The organism is Spongiactinospora gelatinilytica, assembly GCF_003236385.1.
Taxonomy (GTDB): domain Bacteria; phylum Actinomycetota; class Actinomycetes; order Streptosporangiales; family Streptosporangiaceae; genus Spongiactinospora; species Spongiactinospora gelatinilytica.
This window is the reverse complement of the sequence record NZ_POUA01000284.1, coordinates 1-10,341: the sequence shown is the minus strand read 5'-3', so window position 1 is coordinate 10,341 and position 10,341 is coordinate 1. Positions and strand designations below refer to the sequence as shown.

Below are 10,341 nucleotides of genomic sequence, written 5' to 3'. Positions count from 1 at the left end.
GCGCAGGAGGCCAGCGCGCCGGCGGCGGGCAGCAACATGCCCGCGAGGGCGGCGTTCTTCAGCAGCTCGCGCCGGGTGAAGGGGGTCGGTGCCATGGTGGGGTCCCTCCTGTGGTGATGTGACCTGGTGGTTCAGGCGCCCCGGCGGATCCGCCCGGCGTAGCGGGCCTCCAGCGCGCGGTTGTGCTCGTCGCCGCCGGCCACGTTGACCGATCGGTACATGGGCGGCGTCTCCCCCGCCTCCAGCAGTTCCCTGACGACCTCGGCGACCACCATCTGCGCGAGCAGCGCCGAGGTGATCGTGGAGACCGCGCCGGTGGAGGAACCGCCGGGCAGCGGCATGACCGCGTCGCCGTACGGCGCGCCGTTGTCGAGCACCACGTCGGCGAGGTCGAGCAGCTTGTGCCCGGACGGGTGGCGCGAGGGCATCGCCGTGCTGTGCCGCACGGAGGTGATCGCGATCAGCTCGTGGCCGTGCCGTTTGACGATGCCGGCCAGCTCCACGATCGAGCCGTTGACCCCCGAGCTGGAGATCAGCACGAACACGTCCTCCGGCCGCACCGGTGCCAGGTCGTAGATCCGCTGGGCGATGGTGGGGTCGCGTTCGAGCTCGCGGGCGTTGGCGGCGGTCAGCAGGCTCACCGGTTCGCCGCCATAGACGACGACGTCGCGCAGCGCGAGCCGGTTGGTCGGGACGAGCCCGCCCGCGCGGCCGGCGATCTCCATGGCGATGGCCTCGGAGTGGCCGGAGCCGAAGGCGTTGACCACGCCTCCCGCGCGCAGTGCGGCGGTGATGACGGCCGCGGCCCGGCGTACCGGCTCGGCCTGGCTCCGTGCGACCTCGCCCACCAGGCTCTCGACCTGCTCGACGTAGGCGGCGGCGCCGATGTCCACGATCTTCTCAACCCCTTTCGACACGGTGGCTCTCGACCGCGTTGATGGTCAGCTCGTAGGCGTCTCTGGACCGCTCGTAGGTGCGCTGGGCGACTGCGACGTAGACCGCGTCGAGCACGAAGAGCTGGGAGTGGACGGCGGCCAGCCCGCCCGGGCGGAAGGTCTTGATGTCCCGGCCCGCGGTGGTGAGCACCAGGTCCGACAGCTCGGCGAGCGGCGATCTGGCGAACGATGTCACCGCGACCAGCGTCGCGCCGTGCGCGCCCGCCTCGGCCAGGGCCTCCAGCACCTCCCGGGTGCGGCCCCGGTGTGAGATGCCGATGGCGACGTCCTGGGCGGCGAGCAGCGAGGCGTCGGCCAGCGCCTCGTGCGCGTCGGTGTGGCTCCAGCACGGGATGCTGATCCGGCGCAGCCGCGCCTCCAGCATGCCCGCGACCGCGCCGCTGATGGACACCCCGAACAGCAGCACCCGGCGGGCGGCCACGATGGCCTCGGCCACCTTGGCCACCATGTCGGTGTCGAGCTGGGCGGCGGTCTCCTGGATCAGCCGCGAGTCGGAGGCGGCCATCGTCTCGATCGCGGTGTCCAGCGGGTCGGTGGGACCGATGTCGCGGCCCACGCCCCTGCCCCAGTTGGCCTGGGCCGCCCTGCCGGTCTCGGTGGCCAGGCTGACCCGCAGCTCGGCGTATCCGGCGAAGCCGAACACCCGGCAAAATCTGGTCACGGTCGCGGGAGAGCTGCCGCTCCGCTCGGCGAGCGTGATGATCGTCGAGCGTGCCGCCTCCCCGGGATCGGCGAGGATCAGCTCCCCGACGCGCCGCAGCGCCTCGGGCAGACCGGGCAGCTCGGTCTGGATGCGTCCGAGCACCCCTCCGGCCACAAGCATTCCTTTCACTGTTCGGGCGATTGGATGAAAATTATTCTTGCGTTCGCCAGGAGTCAAGCCCCAGGATGTGGTCATGTCTGAAGAAGGCCCAGTGGAAGGCGCTGCGGACGGCGCTGGAGAAGGTGTGGTGCTCGGCCTGGACGTGGGCGGCTCCAACACCCGGGCGGTGGCCGCCGCGCTCGACGGCTCCCGGCTGGCGCGGGGGGTTTCAGGCCCCGGCAACCCCAGCGCGCACGGGGTCTCCGTGGCCTGCGCCGCCATGGCCGCCGCGGCGGGCGAGGCGCTGGACGCCTACGCGCGGGAGTACGGCAGGCCGCGGGTGCTCGGCGGAGTGGCCGGGGTCTCCGGGATCGGCCCGTTGCTACAGGGCGAGGGGCGGGCGGCCTTCGCCGGGATCTGGGAGGCGCTGGGCACGGCCACCCCGGTGACCGCGACCCACGACGTCCTGGTGGCGTTCGCCGCCGGCACCCCGGAGCCGGACGGTCACGTGCTGCTGGCCGGCACCGGCGCGATCGCCGCGGCCGTCGGCGACCGCCGGATGACGGCCGCCGCGGACGGCCTCGGCTGGCTGTTCGGCGATCACGGATCGGCCTACTGGATCGGCCACCAGGCCGCCAAGCGGGTCGTGCACGCCGTGGCCGTGCAGGCCCCGCTCGGGGCGCTGGCCGACGAGATCACCCGTGCGATCCTCGGCACCGGGCTCGACGGCGCCGGCCGGCGGCAGGCGGCCCGGGTGATCGCCGCCGCCCAGGCCCGCCCGCCGATCGAGCTGGCCAGGCTGGCCCCGCTGGTGAGCCGGGCGGCAGAGGCGGGCGACGAACTGGCGCTGGAGATCGTGGCGGAGGCGGCGCGGCTGCTCACCGGCACGGTGGCGAGCGTGCGCCCGGCCGGCGCGCACACCCCCATCGTCCTGGCGGGAAGCGTGCTGACCAGCCAGGGTCCGGTACGGCGGGCCGTGCTCGCCCTGCTGCGCGAACGCTGGGACGCCCCGGTCACGGTCGCCGCCGACGGCGCGGGCGCGGCGGCCTGGCTCGCCGCGCTGGACGTCCTGGGCGAACGCGACGCGCCCGCGCACGACACCTTCACCGGCAGGGTCTTCAGCGGCGACACAGATATTGGTTAGCGTTACTATCCAACAATGCGGATATCAGAACTGAGCGCACGGTCGCAGGTGCCCATCCCGACGATCAAGTACTACCTGCGCGAGGGCCTGCTCCCCCAGGGCGAGCAGACGTCCGCCACCCGGGCCGTCTACGGCGAGGACCACCTGCGCAGACTCCGGCTGATCCGGGCGCTGATCGAGGTGGGCCGGCTGCCGGTGGCCGCCATCCGCAAGGTGGTCGATGCCGTGCAGGACGAGGACCTGCCGGTACACGACATGCTCGGCACGGCGCACTACGCGCTCGGCCCGGAGGTCGAGCCCGACCCCGACGAGGCCGCCTGGCGCGACGCCGGCGACCGGGCCCGCGCGCTGGCCGACGACCTCGGCTGGGCGATCAACCCGAACGCGCCCACCCTCGACGAGCTGGCCCAGAGCCTGCTGACGCTGGAACGGCTCGGCATGGCCGCGGACCCGGAGGCGCTGCGGCCCTACGCGCGGGCCGCCCACGCGCTGGCCGAGCACGAGCTGGCCGGGGTGCCGTTCGGGGGACCGCGCGACGCCGCGGTCGAGCATCTGGTGATCGGCACGGTGCTGTACGGGCGGCTGTTCGACGTACTGCGCCGGCTGGCCCAGGAGTCGGAGTCGAGCAGGCTGCTCGGTCCTTTGCGGGCGGCCGACGGTCACTCTGAGTGACCGGATCGGACCTTACGAGGCGTCCCGCCGCTCGGCCCGCACCTCGCCCGCGTCGACCATGAACCACGTGGTGGTGCCGACGCCGTCGCGTTGGTGACCCCATGTCACGGCCAGCGCGTCGACCAGCCGCAGACCCCGGCCGTGCAGGTCGAACTCGTCGTCGGGCGCCCTCGGGGTCGGGCGCGTCGGCCCGCCCTCGTCGGCGACCTGAACCAGGATGCCGCCACCGGGGAACTCCATCACGCTGACGGTCACCTTCCCACCGTCGCCGGACGCGGTGTGGACGACCGCGTTGGTGACCAATTCGCTGGTCAGCAGCGTGACGTCGGCGATCGCGTCGAGCGCGTGCATGGTGGGGTCGAGGATCGTGCGCAGGTAGCTCCGCGCGTGCGCAGGGGCGGCGGCCGTACCCGGGATGTCTAGTGATCCCAGCAACCTTGCCCTGGACATGGCCTCCCCCTCGGACTCGGCGAAACCCGCCCCCGTACAGGTTCCGTAGTCGTATGGTTACACCTTGTCGCGGCAGCTCGGGTGCCGCAAGGGAAATCGGAACATTATGCGGAGAAGCAATGGCCTACGTACCCACGGTTCGTGGCAGGCGACTCGCGCATGAGATCCGGCGCATCCGGGAGGCGGCCGGGCTCAGCGGCGAACAGGCGGCCCGCCTGGCAGGCTGGGACCAGTCCAAGATCAGCCGGATGGAGAACGCGCGCATGCGCATCACCTCGGGCGAGGTGATGGAGCTGTGCGAGATCTACACCGTCACCGCCGAAGAGCGCACCGAATTGGTACGGCTCGCGCGTGAGGCTCGCAGGCAGGGGTGGTGGCACCCTTACCGCGCAGTGCTCAAAACGGGGTTCACCCAGTTCCTGGGCTTCGAGGCGGAGGCGGCGACATATCGCGGCTACGACGCGCAAGTGATCCCCGGCCTGTTCCAGACCGGGGACTACGCCCGCGCCGTGCTGCTCGGATCGCGGCAGGTGAGTTCGGAGGAGGCGGACCGGGCCGTGCGGGTACGGCTCGGGCGGCAGGCACGGCTGACCGCCGGCACCAGTCCGCTGAACGTCTGGCAGATCGTCGAGGAGGCGGCGCTGCGCCGCGTCGTCGGCGGCCCGGCCATCATGCGCGCCCAGCTTCGGCGGCTGCTCGAGCTGGGCGAACTGGCCAACGTTTCGCTCCAGGTGCTCCCGTTCACCGCGGGGGTGCATGCGGCGATCGACGGCTCGTTCGTACTGCTGACGTTCGACGGATACCCGGACGTGCTCTACCTGGAGCACCTCATGGGATGCGTGTACCTGGAGGAGCCCGAGGAGACGCGGCGCGCCACGCTGGTGTTCGACCACCTGCGGGCGTCCGCGCTCAACACGGGCGACTCGGCGAATCTGATCCGCGATATGACAGACAGTCTCGTCTAACCGTTTGGGAAAGGGCACACGTGAACGAGTTCGCGAAAGAAGGCTGGGTCAAGAGCTCCTACAGCGGTGGCGGAAACTGCGTGGAGGTTTCCGTCGCGAGCGGCGCCGTCGGCGTCCGCGACTCCAAGCGTCCCGGTGGCGGTGAGCTGCGGTTCACCCCTGCGGAGTGGGGGGCGTTCGTCGCGGGCGTCAAGGGCGGGGAGTACGACCTGGGCCGCTGATCGGGCGACCGGTTCTCATCACTCGCATCACTTAGATCACACATATCACTTTAATCGCCGCCGCTCGCCGTACTCGCGGGCGGCGGCGGTTCTGTTGTGGATCACCTCTGACAGCCGCCGGGTGCCGATTAGGTCTAGCGACAAATAGCTAAATATCGGCTTCCGTGACAACCGACCCCCGGGGTGAGACCGTCGAAATTGTGGCGCAGTGCTCGATTGGGGGGCGGATGGTATCCGGGTATGAGGAAGTACGCGAGTTGGGCAGTGGCGGGGCCGGACGTGTTGTTCTGGGGACATATACGGCGACCGGGGCTTATGTCGCGATCAGGTACCTGCGTCCGCTGCTGTGGGCGGATCCCGCGTTCCTGGCCCGTTTCCGCGAGGAGGCACGCCACCTGGTCGAGCTGGACGACCCGCATGTGGTGCGGATGCACGAGTACGTCGAGACGCGGACGAGCGCGGCCCTGGTGACGGAACTGGTCGACGGGGTCTCGCTGCGCGCGATCTTGGACGAGCACCGCACGATGAGCCCGGAGGCCGCGCTCTCCCTGGTAAACGGCTGCCTCGCGGGTCTGGCCACGACCCACGACCTCGGGATCGCGCACCGCTCGCTCAAGCCGGAGAACGTCCTGGTCCAGGCGGACGGAACGGTCAAGATCGCCGACTTCGGGCTGACGCCGCCCGGGGGCGCTCCGGCGTACCCCCTGCCGGACGGCCTGGCGGCCGGGGAGGCCGCCGCGGACCTGCACGCCGTCACCTGCACGCTGGTGGAGTGCCTGACCGGCGGCCCGCCGCAGGACGAGAACCTGCGGAAGGTCCCCGGCTCGGTCCGGGAAGCGGTCACCGCCGGGCTCTCGGCGGACCCGGAGCAGCGCCCGGCGAGCGCCGGCGGCCACGCCACGGCACTGGACACCGCCGCACGCGCCGCCTACGGCCCCGAGTGGGACAAACGGGGACGGCGGCACCTGGCCGAACTGGCCACGACCCTGGCCCTGCGCTTCCCCCTGGCGGGCCCTCTCCCCCGCACCGCCGGCTCCCACGCCGCCACCGGCCGCCGCCGGCCATCACGAACCGCACTGCTGTTCGGCAGGCTCACAGGGGCGGGCCCGCACTCCCGCGACGACGGGCCGCCGCACGACTCGCACGCGCCCGGCGACCGGCGCCGCGACGACGGCTCGCCCGCTCTGCCCCGCGGCGGGGCCGGCGGGCGGCGGCGTATGCGCCGGGTCCCCCAGGTGCCCGGGGCGCGGCCGCGGCTCGTCATCGCCGCCGCGATGGCCGCGGCGGCGGTCACCGTGATCCTGCTTGCCGCCGACGGCACCCCCGACACCTTCCTGGCCACGCCGCCGCGCGAGCCGCGCGGCCAGTCCCCCGAGCGTCCGCCCGTTGAAGAGCCGCGCGGCATGGCCACGCCCACCACCGGCCAGGGCGAACGGAGCCCGCAGGCCGTACGGACGCCCGCACGCAACGGACCGCGCCCCGTGGTCGCCAGCGGCACCCCGGCCGCCGCGCACACGGTCAGGGAGCTACGCATCGGCACCTTCGACGGCGGCCGGGGAACGCTGAGCCTTTCCGCGTCCACCCGGGGCAGCGTGACCGTGGCCGCGATGTTCGCCGAGGGCCCGGCCCCCGACCGGCTGACGACGGCCCCGCCGCGCACGTTCACCCTCGCTGGGGCGAGCTCCTATACCCGCGTCCTCGCCCATGCGTTCGCCCCGCCGGCGTGTGACACGACGGTCTACCGGCGGCTGACCGTCACCGCCGTGCCGGGCGGGGGCACCGCTTCCCGGACGACCGTCGTACGAGGGCAGGCGTGCCCGCCGCCCGCCGTACGCGAGGCGCAGGTGGTCGCCTGGGACGGTTCGGCGGGCAGTCTCCGCGTCACGGCCAACGGTCCCGGCCCGGTACGGCTGACCGTCGCCTACACCCGCCGCGACGGCGAAGACGCGGCCCGCACCCTGCACACGGATCGCCGGATCCTGCGCGGGCGCACCGAGTACACCGTGGAGATCAAGAACCCGCCCGGCGACGTGCCCTGCGGCGAACGCGCCCATCTCGGCGTCCTGGTGTCCACCGACCGGGCGGCCACGGGCGGCCCCGAGGTCCGGGAGGCCCTGCTCACCGGGCCGCGGTGCGCCGACGAGCCCACACCCACCGATCAGCGCCCGGTGGACGAACCGCCCGGCGATGATGAGAGTTCCGCGAAAGCCGTCGCACCTCCCGCCGGACGGCGCTAGCGTCGAAACGCCGAAGCAGCCGTCCATACGCGTACGGAGGCCCTGATGGCGGTCGTTGACTCTGTCCCGTTCCGGGCGGGTACCGAGGGTTATCACACCTATCGCATTCCGGCGATCGTCGCGACCGGCTCGGGGACGCTGCTCGCGTTCGCCGAGGGCCGGCGCGACTCGGCCGGCGACACGGGCCGGATCGACCTGGTGCTCAAACGGTCCGGCGACGGCGGGCGCACCTGGGGTTCGTTGCAGGTGGTCGCCACCCGCGACGGCGGCGGTACGGCGGGCAACCCCGCGCCGGTGGTGACCGCGGGCGGCCCGATCGTGCTCGTCACCGTCCAGAACGCGGCCTCCGCCACCGAACAGAAGATCCGCAGGGGCCAGGTCAAGGCCGAGGAGGGCCGCCGCGTCTACGTCCAGCGCAGCGAGGACGACGGCGTGACCTGGTCGCCGCCCCGGGAGATCACCACGAGCGTCAAGCGCCGGGAGTGGCGGTGGTACGCGACCACGCCGGGCCACGCGCTCGAACTCCGGGCCGGGACGCACGCCGGGCGGATCGTGGTCCCCGGCAACCACTCCCTGCCGCCCGCGAAGGGCGACACCGGGGCCGAGGGCAAGTACGACGGCGGCCACGGCCTGCTCAGCGACGACGACGGCGAAACGTGGACGCTCGGCTACCTGGACGATGATCCGGACGGCCGCATCAACGTCAACGAGACCACCGCGGCCGAACTCCCCGACGGCCGGATCTACCTGAACACCCGTACCGACTCGACCGCGCCCGGCACCCGCGCCGACGCCTACTCCTCCGACGGCGGGCAGACCCTCGAAGCCCCCTTCCGAGCGCAGGAAGGGCTGGTCGGGCCGGTGGTGGAGGGCAGCGTGCTGCAGTGGCCCGACCCCGAGGTGCTGCTCTTCTCCGGCCCGGCCGATCCCGATTCGCGGGCGCGGATGACGATCCGCGCCAGCGAGGACGCCGGCCGGACCTGGCGGGACGCGCACACGCTCTCCAGCCTGCCCGCGGCCTACTCCGACCTCGTGGCGGTGGACCGGGAGACGGTCGGATTGCTGTACGAGACCGGCGATTCCGGGCCCTACGCCACGATCACCTTCGCGGCGATCCCGATAGCGGACATGATCCGCTAAGTCGCCTCAAAGGTTGATTTACATCACATATCCCTCAAGTTTAGGGCAAAGGGGAACGCCGCTCGACCTGCGGCTAAGCGGCTCGCGGGGATCGACCGTCGCTTGCCGATCCCTTTGCGATGGTTTGACCTCCCGTTACTCGCAGGTAGTCTCCGTCGTCACGGAAGACTCTGACCTGTGGTGCCGCCACGCGCGTACCGATCGGTTCCCCCGCGATCGGCCCGCGCGAACGCGCCATCGATCGACCCGACCTCCGTACAGCCCGGTCGCGAGGGCGGCGCGACCATGCCCGCAGGCTGTCCGGCAGGTCCCCCATACATAGATGAGCCCTGAGACCGAAAAGTTCATCAAGCTCCTTGAGAAACAGCTCGGTTACGCCGAGAAGAAGGGCGGCCACACCAAGTTCGGCGCCTGGTACAACTCCGTCGAATCCGACGCCGACTACAGCGCCCAGCCCTGGTGCGACATGTACATCTCCTGGACGGCCGAGAAACTCGGCTACCAGGAGTGGGTCGGGCAGTTCGCGTGGACCCCCTCGCACGCGCGGTGGTTCGAGAAGCAGGGCGCGTTCGGCACCAAGCCGGAGCGGGGCGCCCTCGTCTTCTACGACTGGAGCGGCGGGAAGAAGATCGGCGGGATCGACCACGTGGGTGTGGTCACCGGGGTCAAGGGCCGCAAGATCCTCGCCATCGAGGGCAACATCGACGGCGGGGTCGCCAAGCGCAAGAAGCGCGACCAGGACAAGGTCGTCGGGTACGGGTACCCGGAGAAGGTCAAGGAGGGCCTGGAGGCCCCGGTGATGCCGCCGGACTCCGTACTCGGCCAGGCGGGACAGGACGCGGCGATGCCGCAAGGACCGCAGGTGAACGTCGCGCCCGACATCGCGGCCCGGCTCATCTCGCCCCGGCCGCTCGAACCGGCACGCGGCGAGGCCGCGGCACGGGAGTCCCGGGCGCCCAGCAAGCCCCTCAAGGGCGACGAGCACAAGGCGGCCGCGGAAAAGCCGGTTCCGGCCGCCTCGCCGCGGTCGCGGAAGGACGACGGCGCTCCGGCCGACGACGACCGCGCGGCGCCCGCACGCTCATCCGCACCCGAGCCCGCGCCGCGGGCCAAGGTCCTTCCCGACACGGCCCCGCTCACCGGCTCGCCGCTCTCGGCCCCGAGCGTGCTCCAGTCGCCCCTGCCGGACCTGAGCAGCCCGGTACTCCTCGCCCCGGTACTCCTCGCCCCGGTACTCCTGGCCGCCATCGGTCTCCTCGCCCACGCCCGATCCCGCCGGCTCCGGGTACAGGCCGCTGGCGGGCTCACCGTTCGCCCGAGCGAGAGCGCCGCCACGCCACTGGAGAGCCCCGGGCCCGCCTTGGCGGCGGCACCTGCCCTGCGGCACGCCCCTTCCGCGGCCCGGCACGCCTCCGCCATGGGCGAGCCGACGCGTACGGCGAGCGGGCGCGCCACCCGTACGTCTCGCACCCGGGGCCGCCACGCCGCCCACCCCGACCTGATCATCGCCCACGACGTCCAGGCGCTGTCGCTGGGAAGGCATGCGGCCGGAGAGGCACCGACGGGAGAGGAGCGGCACACGCCGTACCGGGGGCGGCGGCGCAGGATCGTGCCGTCCGGCGAGCACGCGACCCCGGCCGTGCCCGAGCAGAAGCCCAGGGGCCGCCGCCACCGTCCCGTACCAAGCCCGCGCTCCCCGCTCCCCGCCGACCGGCACCCCGACTGGAACTGGTTCCACTCGGCCACCATGGCAC

At 72.4% G+C, this 10,341-nt stretch carries 10 protein-coding genes; 7 read left to right on the top strand and 3 right to left on the bottom strand.

What is annotated here, in order from left to right:
- Nucleotides 1–131 precede the first annotated feature (131 nt).
- Both C1I98_RS28210 and C1I98_RS28205 read right to left on the bottom strand, forming a co-directional pair.
- Nucleotides 132–917: a sugar isomerase domain-containing protein gene (locus tag C1I98_RS28210; RefSeq protein ID WP_233508262.1), complete on the bottom strand. Its 786-nt coding sequence runs from the start codon at nucleotides 915–917 to the stop codon at nucleotides 132–134.
- A complete protein-coding gene (locus C1I98_RS28205; RefSeq protein WP_111170438.1) occupies nucleotides 901–1,779 on the bottom strand; it encodes a MurR/RpiR family transcriptional regulator in 879 nt (292 codons plus the stop codon). Before C1I98_RS28205 ends, C1I98_RS28210 begins: the two co-directional genes overlap by 17 nt.
- A 91-nt stretch (nucleotides 1,780–1,870) precedes the next feature.
- On the opposite strand from C1I98_RS28205, the gene C1I98_RS28200 reads away from it, so the two are divergent.
- Both C1I98_RS28200 and C1I98_RS28195 read left to right on the top strand, forming a co-directional pair.
- Nucleotides 1,871–2,902 (top strand): N-acetylglucosamine kinase, encoded by a 1,032-nt coding sequence (locus tag C1I98_RS28200; protein ID WP_158558216.1) that lies wholly within the window; start codon nucleotides 1,871–1,873, stop codon nucleotides 2,900–2,902.
- A gap of 15 nt (nucleotides 2,903–2,917) precedes the next feature.
- A complete protein-coding gene (locus tag C1I98_RS28195) occupies nucleotides 2,918–3,574 on the top strand; it encodes a MerR family transcriptional regulator (RefSeq protein WP_111170436.1) in 657 nt (218 codons plus the stop codon).
- Nucleotides 3,575–3,586: 12 nt separating this feature from the next.
- Here C1I98_RS28195 and C1I98_RS28190 read toward each other — a convergent pair whose 3' ends face one another.
- Nucleotides 3,587–4,024, bottom strand: coding sequence for an ATP-binding protein (locus C1I98_RS28190; protein ID WP_111170435.1), 438 nt, complete (start codon nucleotides 4,022–4,024; stop codon nucleotides 3,587–3,589).
- A 119-nt stretch (nucleotides 4,025–4,143) separates the two neighbouring features.
- Here C1I98_RS28190 and C1I98_RS44445 point away from each other — a divergent pair, with 119 nt between their 5' ends.
- The 5 genes from C1I98_RS44445 to C1I98_RS28165 all read left to right on the top strand — a co-directional run.
- Nucleotides 4,144–4,989, top strand: a complete 846-nt coding sequence (locus C1I98_RS44445; protein WP_158558215.1) for a helix-turn-helix domain-containing protein — start codon at nucleotides 4,144–4,146, stop codon at nucleotides 4,987–4,989.
- A 20-nt stretch (nucleotides 4,990–5,009) separates the two neighbouring features.
- Entirely contained in the window at nucleotides 5,010–5,210 is a 201-nt protein-coding gene (locus tag C1I98_RS44440; protein ID WP_233508261.1) for a DUF397 domain-containing protein, read from the top strand.
- Nucleotides 5,211–5,437: 227 nt separating this feature from the next.
- Nucleotides 5,438–7,447, top strand: a complete 2,010-nt coding sequence (locus C1I98_RS28175) for a serine/threonine-protein kinase (RefSeq protein WP_111170432.1) — start codon at nucleotides 5,438–5,440, stop codon at nucleotides 7,445–7,447.
- A 45-nt stretch (nucleotides 7,448–7,492) separates the two neighbouring features.
- Nucleotides 7,493–8,587, top strand: a complete 1,095-nt coding sequence (locus tag C1I98_RS28170) for a sialidase family protein (protein ID WP_111170431.1) — start codon at nucleotides 7,493–7,495, stop codon at nucleotides 8,585–8,587.
- A 322-nt stretch (nucleotides 8,588–8,909) separates the two neighbouring features.
- Nucleotides 8,910–10,341, top strand: a 1,432-nt coding sequence (locus tag C1I98_RS28165) for a CHAP domain-containing protein (RefSeq protein WP_146607665.1), incomplete at its 3' end; no start/stop codon positions are given.

Bases quoted from the DNA above. Each gene is read 5' to 3' on its own strand.
- C1I98_RS28205 (WP_111170438.1), bottom strand. From the start codon at position 1,779: ATGCTTGTGGCCGGAGGGGTGCTCGGACGCATCCAGACCGAGCTGCCC.
- C1I98_RS28195 (WP_111170436.1), top strand. From the start codon at position 2,918: ATGCGGATATCAGAACTGAGCGCACGGTCGCAGGTGCCCATCCCGACG.
- C1I98_RS28190 (WP_111170435.1), bottom strand. From the start codon at position 4,024: ATGTCCAGGGCAAGGTTGCTGGGATCACTAGACATCCCGGGTACGGCC.
- C1I98_RS44445 (WP_158558215.1), top strand. From the start codon at position 4,144: ATGGCCTACGTACCCACGGTTCGTGGCAGGCGACTCGCGCATGAGATC.
- C1I98_RS28175 (WP_111170432.1), top strand. From the start codon at position 5,438: ATGGTATCCGGGTATGAGGAAGTACGCGAGTTGGGCAGTGGCGGGGCC.
- C1I98_RS28170 (WP_111170431.1), top strand. From the start codon at position 7,493: ATGGCGGTCGTTGACTCTGTCCCGTTCCGGGCGGGTACCGAGGGTTAT.